Raw genomic sequence first — 24,520 nt, forward strand, 5'->3', positions numbered from 1 at the left:
CTGGACCGCCTCAGCCGATTCCATCCTCGAAAAGCTGCATCGACTTTGCTCGCGAATCAGCGGAACAGGACACTAGGGCTAAGCAAATACATACCCGCACCCAAGGATTTGCCAGGATATCCCGATGCAGTGAGCGTGAAGAGAAAAACGCCGGTACAGGGAGGCGGAATGTTGCGAAAGCGTTGGAAACTTAAAGGCGGATGTATTTGTGAGTGGGACTCGCAGCATGGCGAAGTGGAAATGTACACGAAACGTGGTAAGCACATGGGCGCGTTTGATCCCCAGACTGGTGCGGCCATACCGGGTAAGGGGGCAGATCCAACAAGGATGATTGAACCATGAAGGCATATCAACTTCATCGCTACATCTCGGTATTTGAGAAAAATGGAGATGCCCATATCCGCGATATAGAGTTTGCGGTCGAGCCGAATCTGGAGTTTCTGCAGGCACTTTTTAAGCAGCCCAGAGATAATCCAATGTATGACGTCGGTGTGATCGACGTGAATATCGCAGAAGAACTCGCGCCATATATATCAGAGCGGCTCGAACTGGAGAGCTTCGACTATTTCCTTGAATGCGATAGTGTGTAGACGGGGCTGCATTACAATCGCCATCGCTATTACGACCCAAACTCTGGTCACCCTAACGATCTTTCGCCCTGCCGGCAACCTGGTGCGTGAGCACCAGCACTACACCCGCCTGGGCCAGCCGCTGGTCGGGGTATGGCAGCACGAATACGACGCGCTGAACCAGCGTATTGCCACCGTGCGCCCGGACGGCCACCGCGTCAGCTGGCTCACCTACGGCAGCGGCCACCTGCTGGCGCTGCAGATCGATGAGCGCGAACTCGTCAGCTACGAGCGCGACGACCTGCATCGCGAAGTCGCGCGTCTGCAAGGCAATCGGCTGCTGCAAACGCAGCAGTGGGATTCAATGGGGCGGCTCAGCGAGCAGGTACTTACCCACGAATCCAAAGGCCAGGTCGGGCAGACCGCAGGCGGCAACCGCCTGCTGGTGCGCCGCTACCGCTACGACGCCAGCGGCCAGCTAACCGACATCAACGACACGCGGCGCGGGCAGCTCGCCTACCGCTACGACCCGGTGGGCCGCTTGCTCGAAGCGCACAGCCGGCTGGGCCACGAGACCTTCGACTTCGACCCGGCGAGCAACCTCATCGACCCGGCCGAGCAGCGCGAAGCCGAGCGCCAGCGCATGCCGCGCATCAAGGCGCTGGACAACCTGCTCAAGCAATACGCCGGCACCCACTACCAGTACGATGGGCGCGGCAACCTCACGCAGCGCTGGCACAACGGCAAGGAAGGCCGCTTCACCTGGGACCTGTTTGACCGCCTGACGCACTACGAAGACGAGCGTCTGAAGGTCGACTACACCTACGACGCCCTCGGCCGGCGCCTGTCCAAGCACAGCCAGGCGCACTACGAGGAAAGAAGCGAAGCGGGGCCACACTGGAACCGCGCCGAGCGGGTGAAACGCAACCGCGCGCTGCAATGCGGCTTCACGTTGTATGGCTGGGATGGCGACACGCTGGCCTGGGAAAGCAAGATCGCCGACGAGGATGGCTTTGGTGCGCGCACCACGCACTACGTGTACGAGCCGGGCAGCTTCGTACCGGTGGCGCAGGCGGTGCGCGACGACGCCATCGAATTGCTCGACCAGCCCGAGTACGGCGATTATTACCGACAGGACGAAGACCCGCTGTGGTTGCCGCCGCCGCCCGCACCAGCCATCGACAGCCTGGCGTGGTACCAGTGCGATCACCTTGGCACGCCGCAGGAGCTGACTGATGAGCACAGCGAGATTGCGTGGAGCGCGGAGTACCGCGCGTGGGGTGTCGCGCAGGAGACGATCCGCAAGGCCTCGGGGAAGGTGCCGATCGCCAATCCCATCCGCTTCCAGGGGCAGTACCATGACCATGAGTCGGGGCTGCATTACAACCGGCATCGGTACTATGATCCGGAGGTGGGGCGGTTCATCTCGAAGGACCCGATTGGATATGCGGGGGGACATAACCTATATGTCTATCCTCTGAATCCAGTGACATGGAGTGATCCCCTTGGGTTGACTGCCGGAGATGGGAAAACAACGCGGGTCCGGCATTACACTAATCGGAAAGGCTCTAACGCAATATGCGAGTGCGGAGTAATAAGGGCTCTCGACAACAACCGAGTCTATGTTGAGCCGGCAAGCAAGGGGGCGCTCAGTCAAATCGAGGCCGAGTCAAAATATCAGATAAAAAGGGGGCGAGGGCGAGACTACGTGGAAACGGATGTGCTTGATAGCCGACTTGAGTGGGTGAAGAATCCCCGATATGGTTCCCCAGAGCTCACTGTCAAGGGGGATGTGGAATTGATGAATGCAGATATTGTTCGGCGGAGGTGAAGTGAAAAAAAATAACGAGAAGATTGTTATTTCTGGGGAGGAGGCTCTATTTGTATTGTCGGAAATAGAGTATCTATTGATTTCATTGAGAAATATTGGGAGATATTATCATGATGATTCTATTGGCGTGATTGGTGATAACGAGTTAGCTTATTGTCGGGAAACGGTGAGATTTATTGACGAAAATGGCGTAACCCGAAGATTGGCTAAGGTAAGAGAGATAATTTCTAGCAAATTTGATGATGCGTTGGGGGATGATGATATGGATGATATCGAGCGCGCCGTTGAGGGTATGAAGGTTTGGGAAAGTCCCGGTGATTGACGAAACTTTAATGAAAGGGAATTGGGTGTGAGTAGCGATTTCATTTGAAGAAGCGGTTCCATATCCCGTCGCCGCAGTCGGGCGAGCGCGAACCGGTGATGCATCGTCCGACATACGTGGTACGGGAGGATCCGGCGGATGCGTATTCGTCGCCGGTGGCGCAGCGGATGCATACGTTCTCGGAGCAGCCCCAGTGGCGAGGGGCGTCGATCTACCTGCATGAACCGGGGACGTTCGCGCGGCTGGACGAGACGCTGGTCGAGGCGGCATTCATTGAGACGGACACGGACGGGCGGTTCGTGCAGGTGTCGGCAAAGATACGGCATGCGACGCTGTTTTACCAGAACGATTATCTTGAGACACCGCAGGAACTGGTGGATGAGTCGGGGAAGGTGGTGTGGCTGGGGCGGTATCGGGCGTGGGGATGGGAGAAGACGGTCTGGCGGGAGACGCCGGAGCGGAATGAGGCGACGAATTCGATTCGGTTTCCGGGGCAGTATTGTGATGAAGAGACGGGGCTGCACTATAACCGGTATCGGTATTTCGACCGGAGCAGCGGGCGGTTCATCAGCAAGGATTCGATCGGGTGGGCGGGTAGGCTGAACGTTTATCAGTACGCGCCGAACCCGGTTGAGTGGGTCGATCCGTTCTTGCCTATGATACAGATGAATTGGTCGCAGAATTTGCAAAAAAGCGATTACGATCGTAGATAAATGAAGCGTAAAATCGGGCGCCCTATCGCCAAGGTTCTGCTGCGAGTACGACGGAGTACGCGAGCGACTTTGGTTAACTGTCGCGCAACGTCTGAGTGCTTTGCTGTACAGGCTTCGACGGCAAGCGGACAACGAGCGATACCACTACGACGAGGCACGAAACGTGCCTCTGTGCGTAAATTTTGCCTTCTGCAAGGCCCGGGGCAGTGTCACGTAGACCGGGCCGCACTATAACCGGCATCGGTACTACGATCCGGCTACGGGGCGTTTCGTATCGAAAGATCCGATCGGGGTTGGCCGGCGGCTTCAACGTCTGGCAGTACGCGCCCAATCCAGTGCAGTGGATTGACCCACTGGGTCTGACGCCTCAAATGCCTCCGGAGTGTGGATGTTTGGACTGTCAAGAAAAATTCCTAGAACAGGAGAAACTGCGCCAGAGCATGTGATGCAACACGGAGCGGACATTTCAAAAAACCATCGCATGGTGTTTTTGTGGACGATCCAATCGCTACAACGAATGCAGCATAGGACAAGGCGGTGAAGGGAGAGATAACTCCTACGGTCGGCGGGAATGGAAATTGGAACTACGACGTTCCTTATCCCGAGGCTGGGTTGAGTGGAGGTGTTTCTGAAAAAGCCGCGGGAAATTCAATATTGGATAGCGTAAAGATAGTTGCAACGCCCGGGGCTAATAAGGTGGTGACATCTTTTCCAAAATAAAGGCGGGGATTGATGGAAAAATACTATGTTGCCATGGCGATTTATGTTGATAACGATGGGAAAAGTGACTACTTATTTCTTATATGGATCGATGGTGAGGTAGTCATTGGCCATGCCGCTGAGTTTGATTCTTGAACAGCAGATATAAAAGATGCTTGTGTCTCTGAGAATGCTCATGAAGCCAAGTGGTTCGCGTGGAATGATGAATGGAAATGGCGACCGGCAACCTTGGATGAGATCAGGTGGCGAAGCTGGATAAGTATCTGATAGGGGTAAAGAAGGACATGAAGTTTCGTACGCCGATCGAGCCGCTATGAGTACGATTCAGAGTAGTTTTTTGCTCCTTTCAACCCAGAGGGGGGCGCCGCTGCAGCCCTGCTGCTAAAGGCACGCCACGGACCACGCAGAGGCACGATGCGGTTACGACGAGGGCCGACTACTGTGCGCCACGGTTGTTGTCTTTGGTGATAGGGCGGTCGGGTTCGTAGCATATAAACGGGGCCGCATTATAACCGGCATCCGTAATATGATTCGAACTTGGGGCGGTTCATCAGCAAGGACCCGATCAGATTGTCCGGTAGAATCAATGCATATCAATATGCCGAGAATCCAACAGGATGGATCGATTTGCTTGGGCTTACGGCTGGTTCCGGTGGACACTACTCCGACCCTGCGGCGCCTTGGCCGGAAGGAGCAACGCCAAATTCCATCTATACACAGCCATCCGAGGAGCTGGGTTCGATGTTATTGAGGACGCGACTAATAAATTTCAAAATCATGCTCGAATCACTCATCCTGGTGGCGCAGACGGCTTCAGCGATGAGGGCCTCAAGGGGTTGTCCGAAGCACTTGGGAAAACCAAAGGGTGCCCATGATGATGAAGTTTTATTTGAACGACTGCAATGGAGATTTGGCAGGAGAGGTCACGGTGACTTCGGCCGATGGGACACTCATGCTGGGAAACTTTGCTCCTGATCCGCATTTTTGTTCGTATGAACAACTCTTCATGGAATTTGAGCAAGCTGCAAACAATCAGCTCTTTGTAGAGATAGATCGGTTGGAGCGCGAAATCACTGAGCTTGGCTTTTATTTGGTTGGTCCACTTCCGCAAGAGAAACGACTTGAAATTGACGATTTGCAAATTATGGGAAGCGATGTGAGCTTTCGAGTGAGGCGTTAAGCACCAAGGGCCGCTGCCGCAGCCGTTGTAGTTAGCGAGGTTGACGGTGATCCGAGGAGATGGTGATCTACTCGGCCTGTTTTACTGCGGAAGGGATCTGTGCGGCGGTAATGGTGAGCTTGCCGTGTTCAACGTGAACCCGAGAGTGCGCCGGACATGGTCCCCGATGCGTTGCCAGCCCAGGTCGAACTGGCCGCGCCGGCGCTGGAGATTGCGTGCGAGGTGGGTGAAACGGAGATCGCGTTCGGGTTCGATCCGGTGCACTATCGCGTGCGCGGGTTCGACGCGACGGCGACAGGGATGCTGAAGGTGAATGTGCTGGCGAGCGCGGGCGAGTGCTTCCACGTGGACACGTTCGACCTGTACCACGCGAAAGCGCGCACGACTTACTTCGCACGGGTAGCGGCCAAGTTGCGGGTGAAAGAGGAGATGGTGAAGGTGGACCTTGGACGGGTGCTGCTGAAACCGGAGATGCTACAAACGTCGTCGGCCTTGGGGGTGGCGCATCACGAGATGAGCGTGGAGGACCGGCGCGCGGCGCTGGATCTGTTGTGCGCGCCGGACCTGCTGGTTCATTACAGGTCAATAGGAGCAACGTCGCACTGGAAAGCTCTTTTAGCACCCTGAACACCGAGCGCGTGAACCGACGCGTCTATCGCGCCCGTGACGAAGCGCGTGCCGATGTGTTTGACTATATCGAGCGCTTCTACAATCTGCACCGTCGGCATTCAACGCTGAACTTTCTTAGCCCGGTTCAGTTCGAGCAACGCAATACAGGCTAGTGAACCCTTCCGGGAGAACGGCGGAAGGCCGGGTCATTTACGCCTTGATTGCCAACGGTCCTTCGTGAAGCAGTGGCGCGGATGACGGCGCCTTTTTTTAGGACAATTCTTATGTTGCGGCGTCACGTTGTACGACAGAATCCCCACCAAACAATGCGCGCAACAACGCGCACGACCGTTGAAAAGTTCGCGCGCGATGTACCTTTCAAACCTTCTTCAAGCCTTCTATATGTGGGTGTTGCATTCTCAGGGTCTCCCATACGTAACACCTGAGCCGGCAGCAGCGTGGTGATCCGACGTGCATCCTGCGGGATTCTGACGGCGACACCTGAACGAGAAGAAAATTGTCGGGCTTTGTGCGATGCGTCGCCTGAGTCAAAGTCCCGCTCGCGACGCCGCGGCGGCTCGCGATTCATCCCATCAGCATCGTCACATATCTAAGCTGCATCGATCATGAAAAACATACGCGCTTCGCGCTGGACCCAATGGCGTTCGCTCTGTCGTGCATTGCTTCTGGTTGTCTGCGTGGTCTTGCTGCCTGGCGCGGTGGCTTCAACGTTTTGGCAGAAACCGATCTTCACCGATGAAGAGCTGCGATGGATCGACGCACACCCGATCGTTCATATAGCAGTCGAGTCGAACTGGAGTCCTATCGAATATGTACGCAACGGACAGCATGCTGGTGTTGTCGCCGGTTACCTGAACGCGATTTCGAAAATGACCGGACTCACGTTCGACACGGTGCCTGGGACGGAATGGGGCCGTGCGTACGACGCGCTCGCTACCGGCAAGGTGGATTTGCTGCCGGGTGTGTGGCGAGAGTTGGTATCTGACCGTGTCGGCAGCGACGCACTAGTCAGTACACCTTATCTGGTAGGACGGATGACCGCCGTGACACGTGACAATTCCGCGATGGTTTTCAGTCTGAAGCGGCTCGAAGGCCGGCGCGTCGCGATCAAGGGGCGAGGCGCGATCGAATACTTCACCCGTCATAGCGGTGTCGCGCTCGACGTGCTGACGTTCGACACCGAGGAACTCGCACTTGCTGCGGTGGCCAACGGCGAAGCCGACGCCGCGCTTGGCATCGACGTCACGATCCTGCCGATCGTTCGCCGGCAATTCCCGGGGCAGCTTTACATGTCCGGCATGCTGGCGGATCGCCCCGTGTCGTTGGCCATGCTCACGCGCACCGATCTGCCGATTCTGGCGTCGATCATCGACAAGTCGCTCGCAGCGATTCCGGTGAGCGAAAGCGCTGCGATCATGCAGGACTGGGTTGAACTCGGCGACAACGGCAAGCCGACACGACGCTCAATCCTGCATGATCGCGCGCCGCAGGTGGCCGCGATTGCTGCAACGTTGCTGATATTCGCGTTGTTCGCCTATCTCTACTGGAGATCCCGCGGGGCGGCGATTCGCAGCAAGATGGACAAGGCGATGGTCCTCGCGTTCGTGAGCCACGAGATCCGCACGCCGATGCAGACTGTTCTGTCGTCGCTTGATTTTCTGCGGCGCTCGCATTTGCCGCCACGACAGGCCGATTGCGCGGATGCTGCCGTGTCCGCGTCAGAAACGCTCTTGGCGCTGCTGGACGATATCCTGGAATACTCCCGCCTCGAGTCGAGCAAGGTGACGTTTGCCGCGCAGGCAGTGGAGCTCGAGTCGTGGGCCCGAGAAACCGTCGATATGGTGCGCTGGCGTGCCGAATCCAAGGGAATCTCGATGAGGCTAGACAGCGAGATCCCTCCGGCGCTGCATGTCGAGATCGATCCGGTTCGCGTGCGCCAGATCGTGCTGAACCTGTTAGTCAATGCAATCAACTTCACGGATGACGGCACCGTTACGTTGCGTGTTCGCATTTCCGCGACCCGCCGACGGCGAAACAGGACGCTGCTTCTGGAAGTCGGCCACACGGGAGTTGGCATTGCTGCGGATCAATTCAAGCATCTGTTCGATGCGTATTGGCAAGATGATCGTGCTTCACGTTCCGGCGGAGTCGGCAGCGGGCTCGGCCTCGCGATCTGCCGTAAGCTCGTCGAGTTAATGCGTGGAACGATTACGGTCAGCAGTACACCGCGTGTCGAGACCGTCTTCTCGGTCAAGCTGCCGGTTGCAGTCACGGATAACGCGTCGTCGGCACAGTCAACCGCGTGGGCGCCGGTGAGCCCACCAGCACCCGCGGCCCAATCATGCCGGAAAGTACCGTACATCCTGATCGTCGATGATAACGAAGCCGTACGGGATTCGCTGCAGGATCAATGCGAGGCGCTGGGCTGCGTCGGCATCATCGCTGACTCGGGGGAGGCCGCGTTGCAGCAGCTCGCACGCACGCATGTCGACATGGTGCTGCTGGATTGCAATCTCCCAGACGTAGATGGCTGCGCGCTCGTACGCGCGATCCGTCAACGCGAGTCTGCAAGAAAGGGGCGATACGTTCCGATCATCGTCATATCGGCAAATACCGGCGACGCGCACAAGGTGCGTTGCTTCGAGAGCGGCATGGATGGGGTGCTCGGCAAGCCGCTGCGACTCGAAGCGTTGCGGCAGATGATCGCGATGTGGTGCCCCGCGTATGCGGGTGTTGCACCGGATCAGGCGGCAGCCACATAGGCTTATGTGCGCGTGCTGCAGGGCCTGGATTGGCCTGAATCCGGCGTAGCCGTCTCGATGCGATGCTGGCGTAACAAATCATCATGAAGCGGGCCGACATTGCCAGGAATCGCGTCGGACACGGCCTCCAGCATGCGCTCGAGCTCGGCTGCCAGGTTACTCGTCCCCGCATGCCCGGCAATCGCGGCTGCCCCTTTGATTCTATGCGCCATATAGCGCGCCTTGTCAGCATCGCCGGCCGAGAGCGCGGTGCTCAGAGCCGCCAGATCCGCGTCGATGCTTTGACGGTAGATCTCTGAGAATTCCCGACCTGCTATTGGGGTTGGTTCGACAGGCGGCTGGTGCCTGTCACGCTTGCTTGCCGGGCACCAAAGATCGATCATCTGCCGCAACGCTTCGAGCCGCAGCGGCTTGCCGAGCACCCCATCCATTCCGCTGTCGAAGCAGCGCTCACGATGTGCATCTTCCGTCGACGCCGAGATCGCGATAATCGGTGTGCGCGCCTGTCCGCGTTGCTGCTCGCTGGCGCGCATGCGCTGTGCAACCGTGTAGCCGTCGAAGTCCGGCAGATTGCAATCGAGCAGCACCATGTCGTACTGAGTGCGCTCGAACCGATCGAGCGCTTGCGCGCCGTTGCCGGCGATGGCCGAACGGCACGCGAGCGCATCAAGTTGATGCTGGATCGCATGTTGAACCGCTTCGTGATCGTCGACGATGAGGATCATCGGACCTTCGACGACTCGCTCGGAAGCCGGCGTATCGGTCGTGTCGGGTTCGCGTGAAGGAGCCTCCGGCACGACCGCATTCCGGCCGGCTACCCATCGGGTACGTTGCGCAGGCAGGATCACGGTGAAGATCGTGCCTTTGTCGGGGCTACTGCTGACGGTAATCACTCCGTTCATGAGCTCAACCAGTTCGCGGCAGATCGACAGGCCCAGGCCGCTGCCGTTCACGCGACGGCTGCCCGGCTCCTCGACGCGCTGATAGGGCTCGAAGATGTGGCTCTGACGCGCGGGCGGGATGCCGATCCCGGTATCGCGGACTTCGATCACAAGTGAACCGGCAGTGTTCGGCTTACCTTCCAGATAGTCGACACGCAGCGAGACTGATCCCTCCGACGTAAACTTGATTGCATTGACGAGCAGATTCAACACGATCTGCCGCGTGCGGACCGGATCGATCAGCAGGGTCAAATCGGCTGGGCAGGCGAGTTCGAGCGCAAGGTCCAGCCCTTTCTCGTCGACCCTCCAGCGCACCATGTCGGCGCTGCGGCGCAACCACGCCTCAATTTGCGTTGGTTCTGGCGCGAGTGTGACGTTGCGCGATTCGAGTCGCGAGTATTCGAGCACGTCATCGAGCAGCGTCAGCAGCGATTCCGAGGCGGCAACGGCTGCATCCGCTCGACCTGCCTGTTTCGGCGTGAGCTGTGACTGCTGCAGCAGTTCGAGCGACGAAAGGATCGTGTGCATCGGCGTGCGGATCTCGTGGCTCACGAACGCGAGGAACATTGCCTTTTCGCGCTCGCTGCGAACCGCAGCGGCGCGTGCGCGCCACGAAAGGAACGCGATTGCTGCTAGCGCGAACACGGTGGCGCCGGCTGCTGTAACCTGCCAGCGTCGGTAGTAAAGGATTGAGCGCAGAGTCGGCTCGCCGTAGTCAGTCGACTCCATCCATTGCCGTGAAATCTCCTCGCCCGTGCGAGCGGGAATCGCAGCCAACGATTTATCGAGAATGGATGCGAGCAGGGGCATGTCGCTGCGGGTTGCCAGGGCCAGCGCATATGGCCGGTCCGGCAGGCCGCCCGCCAGGAACAGCCGACCCAGGAACTGTCGGCGTAGCAGCGGCATGATTGATATGTCCGTGCCGAGGGCGACATCCGCATTTCCGTCGACGACGGCAGTGAGCGCATCCTGTTCGTCGTCATAGGTCAGCAGCGTCACGGGCAGGCCGCTCTGGCGAATCGCATACTCCAGCCCGCCGTTGCCCTTGATCGCGATTCGTTTGCCGGCCAGATTGCGGGAATCGACGAACAGGTTCAGGTGTTCCGGCGCAACCACGAACATCGTGCCGACGAAGTACGGTTGGCTGACAGTGACGCCGGCGCGATACATCGACACATCTGCGCTTTTCGATACGTCGGGCACCACATCGATCTTTCCGGAGATCAGGGCGTCATGCGAGTCCGCCCATGACAGGCCGTCGACATACTCGAAGCGCAATCCACTCACGCGCGAAATCGCATCGAGGTACGACGGCACGATGCCAACCACTTTCCCGTGGTCGCGAAATTCGAACGGGCGCCAGTGTGGATCGATTGTGGTGCGCACCACCGGATGCGCAGCAATCCACGCCTTCTCTTCAGCTGTGAATTGCGGCGAATTGCTTGCCCATCCGAACGTGGGCGTCAGCCAGACGATTGCGCTCATTAGCATGGCACATCGTTTCGAACTCAGCTTGCTCACGTTGTTCAACCAGATTGTTGGCCGGTCTGCCGTGGACGGTCCTCAGACGAGTATCGGACGCCGAGATGGCCGCAGGTAAAACCGAAAAACGAGACCGACATCATAGGTCGCGCGTTGCGGAAACGCAATGCGGCACTGCGATCGCAGGACCTGCACATTGAGTCACCAGGGTTAAAAATTGCCCCAAAAGCCGGTAAGCTAGTCGAAATAATCATGAATGGCATCCCGCGACAATATCGGGGCTAGCCGTTTCGCGCCGTATACAACAACGATAGGGGTAACTATGAGGCCTGGGCACCAGCCGATCCGCGTCGTGATTCTGGACGACCATGCCATCGTCCAACTCGGGATTGCAAATTACTTGACCGAGAAGAGCTCCATCAAACTGGTAGCGAGCTTCGGCAAGTCGCGCGACCTGATTCGCTGGCTCGAAGCGAACCGCGCCGATGTGGTGCTACTCGACTACACGCTTGGTCCCGACGAGATCGACGGCCTCGATCTCGTCAAGCTCATCAATACGCGATTCCCCGATTGTCGGATGCTGATGATGTCGAGCAACGACACGTCGGCAACCGTCAACATGACGATGCGCGCAGGTGCGCTCGGTTTTTTCGGCAAGAGCGAGGATCTCGGTGAGCTCGCACGCGCGATCCGCGTCGTGGCAAGTGGTCACTCATTTCTAAGCGCCGAACTCTCGAACCGGATCAGGTGGGGCATGACGACAGATTCGCGTGGGGCCGAACCGAGGGACGCTAGCGGTGACGATAAACCGTCGCCCGATTCTTGTTCGGCGGCGGACTTGCTGCTCAGCCCGCGCGAGCATGAAGTGTTGCGGTGCTTTCTTGCTGGTATGTCCGTGTCGGAGATCGCGTCGAAATTCTTCCGAAGTCCCAAGACGATCAGCGCGCAAAAGCAATCCGCATATCGCAAACTCGGTATCCGCAACGATGCCGAATTGTTCGCGTCCCGCAAGTTGATCGAGAAGCACTGAATCAACTCCGGTCATCGCCGCGGTCGAATATCGTTGCACACATGCGCGTGGTGGAGGAGTTGGACAGGTGACTGCGCTGCACACCTCAATGCCTCTTCTGGCGACACTATCCGATTGTTTCTATAAATTTTCTTCGGCATGACCTGAGCCGTTTCTTGTAGCCATTGGAAAGTGAGTTCTCTTTTGTCCTAGAGGCAAGGAGAACTCGATGAAGAAGCGATTTACTGACGAGCAGATCATCCGAATCTTGCGCGAGACCGAGAGCCGGGACGAGCCGGTGGAGGATCTGTGCAAGCGCCACAACATCTCGGAACAGACGTTCTATCGTTGGCGCAACAAGTTCGGCGGCATGGATGTGGCCGACGCCCGTCGGCTCAAGGATCTGGAATTGGAGAATGAGCGGCTCAAGCGCCTGATTGCCGAGCAATTGCTGGTCATCGACGGCCTGACGGAATTCAGCCAAAAAAAATGAGCACCCCAACGGGCCGGCGCGAAGCGCTGGAAGTCCTGACTCGGCGGGGCCTCTCGTAACGCAAGGCATGTGGTTATCTGGGGTTGAGCCGCCGGGTGGGCACCTATACGCTTAAGCAACCGGAGAAGGATCGGAGCCTTGGCGAGCAATTGATGGCGGCCGCGCAGGAAGTGCCGCGCTTCGGCTACTGGCGCATGTCGGCTTGGCTGGTGCTGGGCGAATCGCGCGTGCGACGAATGTGGCGAGCCTTGCAGCTCAACACTCCGCGGCGGCGGCCTCGTCGTCGTTGTGGTAACGACATTCGCCTGCCCGGTGCGACACAACCGAATTCGGTCTGGAGCTACGACTTCGTGCACCGACCAACTGGTCGATGGGCGAGCGTTGAAGATGCTTTGCGTGATCGATGAATATACCCGCGAGTGCCTGGCGATCGAAGTCGGTGCCAACCTGAGGTCGCAGGATGTCATCCTGACGCAGCCGTGCCGATGCAAAGGTGCTCGTCGAACGCCGGCGGCAGTTCTACAACGAGCGACGTCCCCATAGCGCGCATCGCTACCAACCTCCCGCCACGGTCCGTCGAGCCTCGCTGGATTCCGATCATATCGACGCGAGACTCACTGCCTGATTGGTCACAAAATTCCGCCTCAGGTCATGGCGCCGCCGCGTCGAATCCGTGGCGCGAGCTCGACTGGCCGGCGATGCCGGGCCAATTCGGGCACGCGCGGTTCGGGCCGATCGTCGGCGGCGTCGAACGGCGGTCGAACGACGGCCCCGCCGGACCCGGAGCGGGCGCATTGCCGCGCTACCGGGTCGGCCCGGCCGTATCCGTCTCGGCGTCGAACGATGTCTCCGCGATACGCGCGCGTTTCAGCGAGCCGGCGAGCTTCTCGATCGCATGCAGATCGAGTGCGTCGAGGTGCTCGCGCGTCGCCTGCGCGAAGGCCGCATGGTCCGGCTCGTCCGCAAACCGGCCGAGCCATTCCTCGATATCGGTGAGCCGGCCCTCGCCGGCGAGCCGGATCAGTTCGTCGAGCGCATCGTCGGACGGGCCGCGCGGGACGGGGGCGGCGGTCTCGGGTCCGGCATCGCTCGCCGGCCGAAACCGCCGGACGAGCCACGACACCGGCACGAGCGCGTGCCCGACGGCCGGCGCGACGACCGGGAACGAGAACGACGTGCCGACGCCGGGCTGGCTGGTAACGGCCAGCTCGCCGCCCATCGCGCCGACGATACGCTGTGCGATGAACAGCCCGAGCCCCGTGCCGCCGTTCACGGCCTGCACCTGCTGGTACGCGCGGAAGATGTCGCGCGTCCCGGCGATGTCGATTCCGATCCCCGTATCGGCGACCTCGAACACGAGGCGCCATGCAGCGCCTTCCCGCGACGCGCGAACCGACAGCGTGACCGTGCCGTCGCGCGTGAACTTCGATGCGTTGGACAGCAGGTTGAGCAGCACCTGCTGCAGCCGGATGCCGTCGATCGACAGCTTGCGCGGCAGCGGCGTCAGCGGCCGATAGTCGAACCGGTTGCCCTGTTGCGAACACAGCGCGACCGCATAGTCGCCGATATCGTTCAGCAGGCCGGGCAGGTCGGTCACGTCGGGGGAAATGCCGAGCGGCTGCAGTTCGGCCTTCGTGAACGTGAGCAATTCGTCGATCAGCGCGAGCTGGTAGCGGATGCTGCGGTCGATCGACCGGATCAGCCGCGCCTGGCTGCGCGTCGCGCTTTGCAGCAACAGCTTCGCGTAGCCGTTGATCGTGGACAGTGGCGCGCGCAGGTCGTGGCTGACATAGCCGAGCGTCTCGATCTTCTGCTGCATGTGCGTTCTCGCCTGCTGCAGCGCGTCGTTGAGCGCGACCGTGCGTTTCGCCACTTCATCGCGCAGGCGATCCTGTTCGGTGAGTTGCCAGTGCTCGAGCCGCTTGCGCGCGTCGGTGCGCTGGCGGCCCACGTGGTCGATCCATGCGGCCAGCACCAGCAGATGCGTGGCGAGTCCGATGATCGCGATGACGGGGTTCGGATAGAGGTCGGATTTCAGCCAGAACAGCCAGGCCGGCATCGCGTTCATGCCGTCGAGCATCCGGAGCAGGATGTTGAAGGTGGCGAACGTGACGGCGATCAGCATCACGCGGCTCGTCGGCGTGCGGCGGATCACGAGCATCAGCGCGAGGCTGATGTTCACGATCCCCATCGCCGTGTTCAGCCGCAGGCAGAACCACGTGAACGTCAGCAGGTCGCCGAACGCCGCGCCGGCCATGCCGACGCATTCGAGCGCGAGGAACGCAACGTAGACCGCGCGCATCGGCATGCCGGCCTTCTCGCGGTGCGCGACCATCAGGATGAAGACGATGAAGCACGCGACCGACAGATACGCGAAGATCACCTCGCCCCGCGCCGACCACGCGTAGGCGCCGGGCCACAGATACATCGCGGTATAGCCGCGGTACGTCGCTTCGAACAGCGTCGTGCCCAGGGCCAGCACCGCCAGCACGACGAACATGCCGCTGCGCGAAAAGAAGCCGATCAGCAGTGCACACCATACGAGTGCGAGCAGCCCGCCGAAGAAGCCGAAGTTCCACATTGCGGCGTGAAGTTCCTGCGCGTCCCACGCGTCGCGGGTGAACGCGGCCGGCGCGAGCCGCATTTCCTTGCGCGACGTGACGCGGATCAACACGGGCAGTCGTTCGCCCGCGCGCAGCGTCATGTCGAGCACCGGATATCGGGAAGCCGCACGGTTCGCGTTGCCGTTATCCGCCGGGAATCGGGCGGCGAGCGTCCACGCGCCGTCGCGATCGACATAAAAGTCTGCTTGGTCGACGCGTGCGTCGCGAATCGCGAGCACCAGCGCGCGCTCGACGCTGTCGCGATTGGCCAGCGTTGCGCCCACCCACCACGCCGAGCGGGAAAACTCGATGTTGAAAGATGGTTGCGCTGCCGCGGGCGCGCCGCGTGCCGAACCTTCGAGCCGCGCGGCCACCTCGCCGACGGACATCGCCGCGCCCGCATCCTCGACTATCGATACCGCTTCCACGCGCGCGGAGCGTCCGGACGGCTCCGTCGCGTCGGCGCGGGGCGCCGTGCACGCGGCCACCAGCGCCACCAGGAACGGCAGGACGGCGAGCCAGCCGGACGCGCGGTGCCTATGCATCGCGCTGGTGTTCATGCGACGGCGGCGGCGCGTCGACCGTCGGTCGCTGGCGCCGCCAGTCGGACGGCGTGATGCCAAAGCGTTCGCGAAACGCCGTGGCGAAATTGCCTGGTGTCGAAAAGCCGATCTCCTCGGCGATGTCGCCGATCCCCATCGACGTCTCCGCGAGAAAGTGCTTCGCCGCGCGCAGTCGCGTATCGCGCAGATATTCGAACACGGTCTGGCCAAGGTGATCGCGGAACACGCGAGACAGGCGCTTTTCGTGCGTGCCGACCTGCCGAGCGAGTTCGTCGAGCGCCGGCGGATTGCGCAGTTCGCGCAGCAGGATCTCGCTCGCCGCGCGCACCAGCGCGGCGTCGGGGTGATCGGGCAGTTCGGGCAGGTGCGCAAACGGCTGGCTGCGCCGCGTGCGCTTCAGGTGATTGCGGATTCGGGCGATCACCTCGGCCGGTTCGAACGGTTTCACGATGTAGTCGAGCGCGCCGGTTTCGAGCCCGGCGATCCGATCCTCGAGATCGCCCGCGGCGGTCAGGATGATGACGGGAATGTTCTGCGTCGATGGCGTGGACCCCAGCAGCCGGCATGCGGCGAAACCGTCCATGCGCGGCATCCGCACATCCATCAGGATCAGGTCGGGTGCGATGGCCTGCGCGCGGTGATAGGCCTGCAGGCCGTCGAATGCGACGCTGATCCGGCACCGCGCGGCGCGCAGGATTTCCGTCAGGAGCCGCAGGTCGTTCGGGCGGTCGTCTACGACGAGAATGTGTGCGCCAACGAGATCCGGCGTGGCGCGGGGCGACGCCGAACTGGACGAGCGGGATGACATGGTTGCTAAAGCTTAGGGGTAGGCCGGGGCGGACTCGCTGCATCTGTGTGCGCGATTGTTGCGAAAAATTATATGCCGACAAAGATGCCGGCGGTGGGGATTCCGTCCACCGCGTGTGGGCATGTTTGACAGCGCGACGGTCTGTCGTGATCGCCGCAGCCGGGGGCGGAAAATCGGATGGAAAAAAATTCCGATTTAGATATTAAATACTGGATTTTATTACCGATTGAATGGCATGAACATCGAATTGGCCCAGTAGATGAATTGGTGCTCTTTCTGTCGAGAAGATGGCCGGAACGGTGGTGGATCGAGTTCATCAATTCATAGTCTCCGTGATTAAGGTTTTATTTGTTGTTGATTAAAAATACTTTCACATATATCCGTTTGGCTGCATCGGATCGTATGAATGTAAATAACGTCCGCTCCAGAAAACAATTTGTCCGCTGCGGAAAAGGTTTGATCCAAGGAAGCCCTGCACACTTGGCGGGACGCGGCTGGAATCGGTTCTTCGGCATGACCCGGTTTCGCGCAAAATTTTCTGCCACAGCCGTTTTTCCGGGAGTGCTGCATTCAATGTGACATTGAATGCTGGCAATCCCAATTTTCGGGACAACGGCAGTGCAACGAAGGTCGGCACGAGGGTAATGCGGGCTTCATCGTTCATCGAATGCACCTATATGAAAAATTATCGATGAATCATGAAGCAGATGCGAGTTTGGCACATCAGGCGACAAAAAATCGTCAAAGAAAGTCAGTAAGTTAATTCAGTGCAGGGGTCATCCGGCAGTCATCTTCCATTCTGGAAATCCGGAATGGAAGATGCGCGCCAGGATGGAAAGTGTGGGTGGGTTCGCGTCGATCGCCGGGCGGTTCGATCCTCCGGGAGGCGGTTGCGCGAAACCCACTCTCGAATCAGGCGGGCACGAAAAAACATGAACATCAAAAGCATGGCAGATCAAAGCACCGGTTCTCGCGAACCGTTGTCGGCTGTCAGCGGCCGCGGGCCGGCGGCGCATGCATCTGCTCCGGGGGCCACGTGGGGGCATCCTCCCCCCGAATGACACTGCGCGGGCCGCGCTCCGGTTCGGCGCGGCATCCGTCCATCCGGCGTCTGAACGACGCCCTCTCATGAGATTCGAGGTCGCCTGAGGTCCGGCGCGACGGCGTGCGCACGCGTTCTTTCGCGGTGTGGCGCGCCGCGCGCCGCCCCGGTCCGGTGGCCCGGTTTCCGTGATTCGATAAACCGCGAGCGTTGTCGTGCCTCGTGTCGTCCGGACACGGGCCGCGTACGGTCGCGTGCTCGCGACGTGCGTCGCGTGTGTCGTGCAGAGCCATCCGGCATTGAAGTTAGAAGTCCGAAGTAGGTTGCGGCGCGTCGCGAGGCGGGTGAAAACGGAGACGGAGACAGTCTTCGCCCGGCCGCGTTCGCTGTTGCGTCATCCAGCACATGTGAACCGAGGGAAAACAAGATGAACAAGTCGTTCAAGTCGATCTGGAACGAAGCACTGGGCGCCTGGGTCGCGGCGTCGGAGCTCGACCGCGCGCGCGGCAAGCGGGTTGCGTCGTCGAGAAGCGCGTGCACGCATGCGGCGGACGCGGGCACCGTCGCGGGCATCGCGACGAAGCCGGTGCTCTCGCCCAGGCGGCTCGTCGTGATGATGGCGGCCGCGTATCTCGGGCTGTTCCAGACCAGTGCGCATGCGCAGTATTCGGCGGGCGGCGGCTCCGCGACCGGCGGTGCCAGTTCGATCGCGATCGGTAACGGCTCGGTCGCGTCGCAGGTGAATTCGACCGCATACGGCAATCTGTCGACGGCGGCGGGCGTGTCGTCCACGGCGATCGGGCCGGGCGCACACGCGATGGGCAGCGGATCGACGGCCATCGGCATCAACGCGCAGGCAACCGGCGTCAACAGCGCGTCGATGGGCGTGCAGGCGATCGGATCCGGCGACTATTCGGTCGCGATCGGCAATCTCTCGAGCGCGACCCAAAGCGGCGGGGTGGCGATCGGCAGCGGCGCGGCCGCGACCGGCGTGTCGGCGGTCGGGCTCGGCAACAATGCGCTGGCGTCCGGCCAATATGCGGCCGCGCTCGGTCTCGGGGCGAGCGCGGCGGGGGCGCAAAGTGTCTCGCTCGGCTATGCGTCGAATGCAACCAATACGGGCTCGGTTGCGCTCGGCAATCAGTCGACGAGTTCGGGCGCGGCCGGAGTTGCGGTGGGCAGCGGCGCGCTGGCTTCCGGAAATTCAGGTGTGGCGATGGGCGTCAACAGCGGCGCGAAGGGCACCTCGTCGATCGCGATCGGCTGGGGCGGCACCGCCGGCGTGCCCGGTTCGGGCACGCAGTCGCTCGGCACCAGTTCGATCGCAATGGGCTCGAAAACGACGGCCGGCGCCGACAACGCGATTGCGTTCGGCCTGAGCGCCAATGCGTCGGGCCTCAGTTCGGTCGCGATGGGCGTTCAGTCGAGCGCGACGCAGCAATTCGGCGTGGCGCTGGGCAATCTCGCGCTCGCAACCGGCATATCGGCGACGGCGCTGGGCCCCGGCGCGACGGCATCGGCCGTCAATGCGACGGCGATCGGCATCAACAGTGTCGCGGCGGCGGGTTCCACCCTGGCCCTGGGCGACAGCAATTCGGTTGCCGCCGCGGCGGGTGCGGGCTCGATCGCCGGCGGGAACAACTCGAAGGTGCTGGGCGGTATCGGTGCGGTGGCACTCGGGTTTGGCCAGACCGTGAGCGGCAACGGTGCGGTGGCAATCGGCGATCCGAGCTCCGCGATCGGCACCGGCGCGGTCACGATGGGGGCGAACAACACCGCGAACGGCGACGGCGCGGTGGCGATCGGCAATACGAACAATGCGCAGGGCACCGGCTCGATCGCGCTCGGCAATACGTCGACCGCGGCGGCAGCGGGCGCGGTGGCGTTCGGCGCGTCGGCGGTGGCGAACAATACGAACGACGTCGCGCTCGGCTCCGGGTCGGTGACGGCCGCGCCGAATCCCACCTCGACCGGCACCATCGGCGGCGTCACGTATACCTTCAACGGCGTCAATCCGACCAGCGTGGTCAGCGTCGGCGCGGTGGGCAGCGAGCGCCAGATCACCAACGTCGCCGCGGGGCGGATCAGTTCGACGAGCACCGACGCGATCAACGGCTCGCAGCTCGCCGCGACGAACGAGGCGGTGACGTCGCTGTCGACGTCGACGCTGTCCAGCATCACGTCGTTGTCGACCGGGGTGTCGTCGCTATCGACGGGGCTGTCGTCGGCGAACAGTTCGATCACGTCGCTGTCCACGTCCACGTCGACGGGGATCAGTTCGCTGTCTACGGGCCTGAGCTCGACCAACAGCTCGGTGACGTCGTTGTCGACGTCCACGTCCACCGGCCTGTCGTCGGCCAATAGCGCGATCACGTCGCTGTCGACGTCGACGTCGACGGGGATCAGCTCGTTGTCTACGGGCCTGAGCTCGACCAACAGCGCCGTGACGTCGTTGTCGACGTCCACCTCTACCGGCCTGTCGTCGGCTAATAGCGCGATCACGTCGCTGTCTACCTCAACGTCGACGGGGATCAGCTCGTTGTCGACCGGCCTGAGTTCGACGAACAGCACGGTGACGTCGCTGTCTACCTCAACGTCGACGGGCATCAGCTCGTTGTCGACCGGCCTGAGTTCGACGAACAGCACGGTGACGTCGCTGTCAACCTCAACGTCGACGGGGATCAGCTCGTTGTCGACCGGCCTGAGTTCGACGAACAGCACGGTGACGTCGCTGTCAACCTCAACGTCGACGGGCATCAGCTCGTTGTCGACCGGCCTGAGTTCGACGAACAGCACGGTGACGTCGCTGTCAACCTCAACGTCGACGGGCATCAGCTCGTTGTCGACCGGCCTGAGTTCGACGAACAGCACGGTGACGTCGCTGTCAACCTCAACGTCGACGGGCATCAGCTCACTGTCGACCGGCCTGAGTTCGACGAACAGCACGGTCATGTCGCTGTCGACGTCCACCTCGACCGGCATCAGTTCGCTGTCTACCGGCCTGAGCTCGACGAACAGCACGATCACGTCGTTGTCGACGTCCGCGTCGACCGCCGTCGGCTCGCTGTCGACCGGCCTGTCCAGCACCAACAGCAACCTGACGTCGCTGTCGACCGCGACGTCGACGGGCATCAGTTCGCTGTCGACCGGCCTCAGTTCGATCGCATCGAACAATGGCAACCTCGGCAACAGCACGGCTGGCGCGCTCGGCGGCGGCGCGACCTACAACCCGACGACCGGGGCGATCTCGGCGCCGTCCTACGTGACCTACAACAGCGACGGCTCGACGACGGTCAACAACAACGTCGGCTCGGCGATCGACAACATCAACGCGAACGGCATCAAGTATTTCCACGCGAACTCGACCGCACCGGACAGCCAGGCGCTCGGCGTCGACAGCGTGGCGATCGGGCCGAATGCGATCTCGCGGGTGGACGGCGGCATCGCGCTCGGCTCGGGTTCGGTGTCCGATCGTCCGATCGTGCAGTCGTCCGGGTTCCTGCGCAACGGCAGCGCGTCGATTCCGTTCGATACGACCGACGAGAAGCTGCTCGGCGCGGTGTCGCTCGGCGATGCGACGGGCAAGTCCTATCGCCAGATCACCAATGTCGCGGACGGCACGGGGCAACACGATGCAGTAACGGTGCGGCAGCTGACCGGCGCGTTGCAGTCGTTCGCGGTCACGCCCCAGAAGTACTTCCACGCGAATTCGACTGCGGCGGATTCGCTCGCGGTCGGCGCGGAATCGGTCGCGGTGGGGCCGACGACGGTCGTGAACGGCGACAACGGCGTGGGCATCGGCAACGGCGCGATCGTCGACCAGACCGCTCCTGGCGGCGTTGCAATCGGGCAGGCCGCGCATTCCGCGCAAGCCGACGCGATCGCGCTCGGCAGCGGCGCGACGGCGACCGGCGCACAGTCCGTCGCGCAGGGCGCCAATGCGGTCGCGGTCAGCGTGGGCAGCGTCGCGCTCGGTTCCGGCGCGCGCAGCACCGCGACCGATGCGCTCGCGCTCGGGGCCGGCGCGTCGTCGACGTTCGCGAACAGCGTCGCGCTCGGCGCGGGTTCGCTGACGACGGTCGGCGCACTGACGAACTACATCGCGTACGGCCTGACCAGCCCGCAATCGTCGGCAGGCGAAGTGAACGTCGGCAACCGGCAGATCACCGGCCTTGCGGCAGGCAAGAACGGCACGGACGCGGTGAACGTGTCGCAGCTCGACTCGGTCGCGAATCAGCTGACGACGCTGATCGACCAGCGCACGGCGAACGGCTCGTATTCGACGAATCCGACCGGCACGAAGATCGATCCGGTGACGGTCGGCTCGAATTCGTCGGCGGGCGGCTCGGGCTCGGTGGCATCGGGCTCGAACAGCACGGCGGTCGGCAACGCGTCGACGGCGTCCGGCAACGGCTCGACCGCGCTCGGTGTCGGCGCGACCTCGTCGGGCAACAACTCGGCCGCGATCGGCGCCGGCAGCAATGACGGCGGCCGGTCGAACGTGGTCGCGGTCGGCTCGGCGGATTCGCCGCGGCAGGTCGCCAACGTCGCGGCGGGCACGCAGGGCACCGACGCGGTGAACGTCAATCAGCTGAATGCCGTGTCGAACCAGTTCACGCAGTCGCTGAACACGGTCAACAACCAACTCACACAGATGCAGCAGCAGATCCAGCAGACCGACTCGATGGCGCGCGAGGGGATCGCCGCAACGGCGGCGATGGCGTCGATCCCGCACATGGACCGCGATTCGAACTTCGCGATGGGGGTCGGCACGGCGACGTTCCAGGGCCAGAAGGCCATGGCGGTCGGCATGCAGGCGCGCATCACGGAGAACCTGAAGGCGACGCTGAACGGCGGTTTCGCCGGTAGCCAGCGCGTCGTCGGCGCCGGCATGTTGTATCAGTGGAAGTGATCGAGCGCGCAACGGTTCGCTCCGGCACGCGCTGCCGGAGCGAATCACACGGAACGCATGCGAATGCGGCTGCGCCGAGCGCATCGCATTTGCTGCGCCCATCGCATTTTCGGAGTTATCAAGTGAAAAAACACCATCTTGCATTGCTGGCATCCGTCGTTTCCCTGGCCGCGTGTTCGAGCGCATCGGGGCCGACGTACAACGCATACGAACTGCAGCCGCGCGACGGCGTTAGGACCTTCCGCGTCGACTGCCACGGCATCCTGTCGAGCGAGAAGACCTGCATGAAAGTCGCGACGCGCATGTGCGGCAGCGACGCAGTGCGCACGATCGATTCCACGGCGCCGTTCCGCGAAGGCGCGGACCCGCGCTCGCTCGTGTTCCAGTGCGGCGCTCCCACCGCGCCGGCCCCGGCAGCCGCACCGGCCGCGCCCGTGGCCGCCGAGAAAGTCAGCCTGACGGGCGATGCGTACTTCGCGACCGACTCCGCCACGCTGACGCCCACCGCGCAGGCCGCGCTCGACACGTTGCTGAATCGTCAGGGCGACAAGCAATTCTCGCGGGTGGACGTGACCGGCTATACCGACTCGACCGGCTCGGGTACACACAATCTGTCGCTGTCGCGGCGTCGCGCCGAGGCCGTCGCATCGTATTTGCGTGAACATGGGCTGAAGGCGGATTCGTTTGCGGCGACCGGGCGAGGCGAAGCCGATCCGGCGGCGTCAAACGATACCGCGGAAGGGCGGGCGCGCAACCGCCGCGTGGAAATCCTGCTGCAGAAGTAGCAGGGGCGACATGGCGATCACACGCGCGGCCGTCGAAACCGGACGGCCCGCGTGTCGCTCCGCGCGTTGCCGGCCTGCCCGGTGGCGGGGTGGCGATCCCGTCATGGAAAACTGTATGAATATGCAGCAGAGTATCCGTCGAACCGGAGCCGCCCGGGCATGACCCGTGCGGCACGTGCGCCGCGCGTGCGGGCATCCGCCGCAGCGTTTCGGCACCGAGAATTCCGGCTAACTCATCCAGACGGGCAGGCAAATTGTCATCCAGCAATCTGATCCGCATTCGCGGAGCACATCAGCACAACCTCAAGAACCTCGATCTCGACCTGCGCACCGGCGAGATGACGGTCGTCACCCGCCCCCCGTCGGGCTCCGGCAAGTCGAGCCTCGTGTTCGACACGCCGGAAGCGGAAAACGTACTCGCCGAGCCGCAGGTGTGGCGTTTCTCCACCGGGCTGCACGACCCTGACAGCGACCTGCGCTACGCGGAGCCGCAGGCGGCGCTGTTCTCGTTCAACTCGGCCTACAGCGCATGCGAGACCTGCCGTGGCTTCGGCCGTGTGATCGGTGTCGATCTCGGCCGCGTGATCCCCGACGCGCGCAAGACGCTGCGCGGCGGCGCGATCAAGCCGATGCAGACGCCCGCCTGGAAGGAGTGCCAGGACGACCTGATGCGCTACGCGGCGAAGGCGGACATCCGCCGCGACACGCCGCCGACAGCGTGATCGACACGCCCGTCGCCGTGTAGACGGGCGTTGCCTCGAACCCGTCGACCGTCACCGTCGAGAACTGCGTGGATCCGGCCGCGCCGTCGACCAGCGCGATGGTGTCGCCGGCTTTGGGCGTGTAGCCGTTCACGAACTTCACGTGCAGCGTGCCGCCCGCGACGGTGAACGAGCCGCCCACGCGCAGGCTTCCGCCGCCGTTGCCGTCGATGTCGATGTCGAGCGTCGTGTTGTCGAGCTGCGTATAGCGGGCGGCGATCGTCACGGGCGCGCTGGCCGCGATCCGGATGCCGCCGCCGGAGCCGACGTACACGTCGCCGTTGCCGAACGCCGTCGGGGACGCGGCGGCGAGCGTGCCGCCGCCGACCTGCGTGCCGCCCGTATAGGTGTTGCACCGGATCCGGGCCGAAATTGCCTGTCGTTGATGGTTGCG

The 24,520-nt window shown here is 62.0% G+C and carries 17 protein-coding genes and 5 pseudogenes; 17 read left to right on the top strand and 5 right to left on the bottom strand.

Going from position 1 to position 24,520, the window contains the following annotated elements; genetic code table 11:
- Window positions 1-45: 45 nt before the first annotated feature.
- The 12 genes and pseudogenes from BTE28158_RS28855 (at window position 46) to BTE28158_RS28905 (ending at window position 8,727) form a co-directional block, all read left to right on the top strand.
- Window positions 46-342: a colicin E3/pyocin S6 family cytotoxin gene (locus BTE28158_RS28855; RefSeq protein WP_217481648.1), complete on the top strand. Its 297-nt coding sequence runs from the start codon at window positions 46-48 to the stop codon at window positions 340-342.
- On the top strand, window positions 339-590 hold the full coding sequence (locus BTE28158_RS28860) for a DUF7683 domain-containing protein (RefSeq protein ID WP_151047944.1): 252 nt from the start codon (window positions 339-341) through the stop codon (window positions 588-590). Before BTE28158_RS28855 ends, BTE28158_RS28860 begins: the two co-directional genes overlap by 4 nt.
- Before the next feature lie 82 nt (window positions 591-672).
- Entirely contained in the window at window positions 673-2,400 is a 1,728-nt protein-coding gene (locus tag BTE28158_RS28865) for an RHS repeat-associated core domain-containing protein (RefSeq protein ID WP_217481647.1), read from the top strand.
- Entirely contained in the window at window positions 2,375-2,722 is a 348-nt protein-coding gene (locus BTE28158_RS28870; RefSeq protein ID WP_203249563.1) for a hypothetical protein, read from the top strand. Before BTE28158_RS28865 ends, BTE28158_RS28870 begins: the two co-directional genes overlap by 26 nt.
- A 44-nt stretch (window positions 2,723-2,766) precedes the next feature.
- Complete coding sequence (locus BTE28158_RS32860; RefSeq protein ID WP_275404730.1) at window positions 2,767-3,435, top strand: RHS repeat-associated core domain-containing protein; 669 nt, start codon at window positions 2,767-2,769, stop codon at window positions 3,433-3,435.
- Window positions 3,436-3,652: 217 nt separating this feature from the next.
- Window positions 3,653-3,807: pseudogene (locus tag BTE28158_RS33140) on the top strand (RHS repeat-associated core domain-containing protein); the annotation flags it as partial.
- 360 nt (window positions 3,808-4,167) lie between these two features.
- Window positions 4,168-4,290: a hypothetical protein gene (locus BTE28158_RS32865; RefSeq protein WP_275404731.1), complete on the top strand. Its 123-nt coding sequence runs from the start codon at window positions 4,168-4,170 to the stop codon at window positions 4,288-4,290.
- A gap of 402 nt (window positions 4,291-4,692) precedes the next feature.
- Window positions 4,693-5,130, top strand: a complete 438-nt coding sequence (locus BTE28158_RS32870; protein WP_151047945.1) for an RHS repeat-associated core domain-containing protein — start codon at window positions 4,693-4,695, stop codon at window positions 5,128-5,130.
- Window positions 5,027-5,335: a hypothetical protein gene (locus BTE28158_RS28890; RefSeq protein ID WP_170296386.1), complete on the top strand. Its 309-nt coding sequence runs from the start codon at window positions 5,027-5,029 to the stop codon at window positions 5,333-5,335. Before BTE28158_RS32870 ends, BTE28158_RS28890 begins: the two co-directional genes overlap by 104 nt.
- 156 nt (window positions 5,336-5,491) lie before the next feature.
- Window positions 5,492-5,962, top strand: a complete 471-nt coding sequence (locus BTE28158_RS28895) for a hypothetical protein (RefSeq protein WP_151047947.1) — start codon at window positions 5,492-5,494, stop codon at window positions 5,960-5,962.
- Window positions 5,929-6,117: pseudogene (locus BTE28158_RS28900) on the top strand (IS3 family transposase); the annotation flags it as partial. The gene BTE28158_RS28895 and the pseudogene BTE28158_RS28900, both read left to right, overlap by 34 nt.
- 453 nt (window positions 6,118-6,570) lie before the next feature.
- On the top strand, window positions 6,571-8,727 hold the full coding sequence (locus BTE28158_RS28905) for an ATP-binding protein (RefSeq protein WP_151047948.1): 2,157 nt from the start codon (window positions 6,571-6,573) through the stop codon (window positions 8,725-8,727).
- Between the two features lie 2 nt (window positions 8,728-8,729).
- On the opposite strand, the gene BTE28158_RS28910 is transcribed toward BTE28158_RS28905, so the two are convergent.
- Window positions 8,730-11,153, bottom strand: coding sequence for an ATP-binding protein (locus BTE28158_RS28910; RefSeq protein ID WP_275404732.1), 2,424 nt, complete (start codon window positions 11,151-11,153; stop codon window positions 8,730-8,732).
- 349 nt (window positions 11,154-11,502) lie between these two features.
- On the opposite strand from BTE28158_RS28910, the gene BTE28158_RS28915 reads away from it, so the two are divergent.
- Together BTE28158_RS28915 and BTE28158_RS28920 are read left to right on the top strand one after the other, a co-directional pair.
- Window positions 11,503-12,180: a response regulator gene (locus tag BTE28158_RS28915; RefSeq protein WP_279608029.1), complete on the top strand. Its 678-nt coding sequence runs from the start codon at window positions 11,503-11,505 to the stop codon at window positions 12,178-12,180.
- Window positions 12,181-12,388: 208 nt separating this feature from the next.
- Window positions 12,389-13,277: pseudogene (locus BTE28158_RS28920) on the top strand (transposase).
- A 177-nt stretch (window positions 13,278-13,454) separates the two neighbouring features.
- Here BTE28158_RS28920 and BTE28158_RS28925 read toward each other — a convergent pair.
- The 3 genes from BTE28158_RS28925 to BTE28158_RS28935 all read right to left on the bottom strand — a co-directional run bounded on the left by BTE28158_RS28925 (window position 13,455) and on the right by BTE28158_RS28935 (window position 17,290).
- A complete protein-coding gene (locus BTE28158_RS28925; protein ID WP_151047977.1) occupies window positions 13,455-15,800 on the bottom strand; it encodes a sensor histidine kinase in 2,346 nt (781 codons plus the stop codon).
- Window positions 15,793-16,626 (bottom strand): response regulator transcription factor, encoded by an 834-nt coding sequence (locus BTE28158_RS28930; RefSeq protein ID WP_124906360.1) that lies wholly within the window; start codon window positions 16,624-16,626, stop codon window positions 15,793-15,795. The genes BTE28158_RS28925 and BTE28158_RS28930 overlap by 8 nt, the downstream gene beginning before the upstream one ends.
- A 370-nt stretch (window positions 16,627-16,996) precedes the next feature.
- On the bottom strand, window positions 16,997-17,290 hold the full coding sequence (locus BTE28158_RS28935; RefSeq protein WP_124629146.1) for a hypothetical protein: 294 nt from the start codon (window positions 17,288-17,290) through the stop codon (window positions 16,997-16,999).
- A gap of 805 nt (window positions 17,291-18,095) precedes the next feature.
- Between BTE28158_RS28935 and BTE28158_RS28940 the strand changes: the two genes are divergently transcribed.
- The 3 genes and pseudogenes from BTE28158_RS28940 to BTE28158_RS28950 all read left to right on the top strand — a co-directional run.
- Window positions 18,096-22,580 (top strand): YadA-like family protein, encoded by a 4,485-nt coding sequence (locus tag BTE28158_RS28940; protein ID WP_174920220.1) that lies wholly within the window; start codon window positions 18,096-18,098, stop codon window positions 22,578-22,580.
- Window positions 22,581-22,702: 122 nt separating this feature from the next.
- Window positions 22,703-23,365, top strand: coding sequence for an OmpA family protein (locus tag BTE28158_RS28945; RefSeq protein ID WP_151047951.1), 663 nt, complete (start codon window positions 22,703-22,705; stop codon window positions 23,363-23,365).
- 365 nt (window positions 23,366-23,730) lie between these two features.
- Window positions 23,731-24,075, top strand: a pseudogene (locus tag BTE28158_RS28950) (hypothetical protein); the annotation flags it as partial.
- On the opposite strand, the pseudogene BTE28158_RS28955 reads toward BTE28158_RS28950, so the two are convergent.
- A pseudogene (locus BTE28158_RS28955) lies at window positions 24,071-24,478 on the bottom strand (hypothetical protein); the annotation flags it as partial. The pseudogenes BTE28158_RS28950 and BTE28158_RS28955 overlap by 5 nt on opposite strands.
- Window positions 24,479-24,520: the final 42 nt, after the last annotated feature.

Source organism: Burkholderia diffusa (assembly GCF_902499115.1).
Lineage (GTDB): Bacteria > Pseudomonadota > Gammaproteobacteria > Burkholderiales > Burkholderiaceae > Burkholderia > Burkholderia diffusa.

Excerpts from the sequence above, each read along its gene's own strand:
- BTE28158_RS28860 (WP_151047944.1), top strand. The coding sequence starts at position 339 with ATGAAGGCATATCAACTTCATCGCTACATCTCGGTATTTGAGAAAAAT.
- BTE28158_RS28870 (WP_203249563.1), top strand. The coding sequence starts at position 2,375 with ATGCAGATATTGTTCGGCGGAGGTGAAGTGAAAAAAAATAACGAGAAG.
- BTE28158_RS32865 (WP_275404731.1), top strand. The coding sequence starts at position 4,168 with ATGGAAAAATACTATGTTGCCATGGCGATTTATGTTGATAACGATGGG.
- BTE28158_RS28890 (WP_170296386.1), top strand. The coding sequence starts at position 5,027 with ATGATGATGAAGTTTTATTTGAACGACTGCAATGGAGATTTGGCAGGA.
- BTE28158_RS28895 (WP_151047947.1), top strand. The coding sequence starts at position 5,492 with ATGGTCCCCGATGCGTTGCCAGCCCAGGTCGAACTGGCCGCGCCGGCG.
- BTE28158_RS28905 (WP_151047948.1), top strand. The coding sequence starts at position 6,571 with ATGAAAAACATACGCGCTTCGCGCTGGACCCAATGGCGTTCGCTCTGT.
- BTE28158_RS28910 (WP_275404732.1), bottom strand. The coding sequence starts at position 11,153 with ATGAGCGCAATCGTCTGGCTGACGCCCACGTTCGGATGGGCAAGCAAT.
- BTE28158_RS28925 (WP_151047977.1), bottom strand. The coding sequence starts at position 15,800 with ATGCATAGGCACCGCGCGTCCGGCTGGCTCGCCGTCCTGCCGTTCCTG.
- BTE28158_RS28930 (WP_124906360.1), bottom strand. The coding sequence starts at position 16,626 with ATGTCATCCCGCTCGTCCAGTTCGGCGTCGCCCCGCGCCACGCCGGAT.
- BTE28158_RS28935 (WP_124629146.1), bottom strand. The coding sequence starts at position 17,290 with ATGAACGATGAAGCCCGCATTACCCTCGTGCCGACCTTCGTTGCACTG.
- BTE28158_RS28940 (WP_174920220.1), top strand. The coding sequence starts at position 18,096 with ATGAACAAGTCGTTCAAGTCGATCTGGAACGAAGCACTGGGCGCCTGG.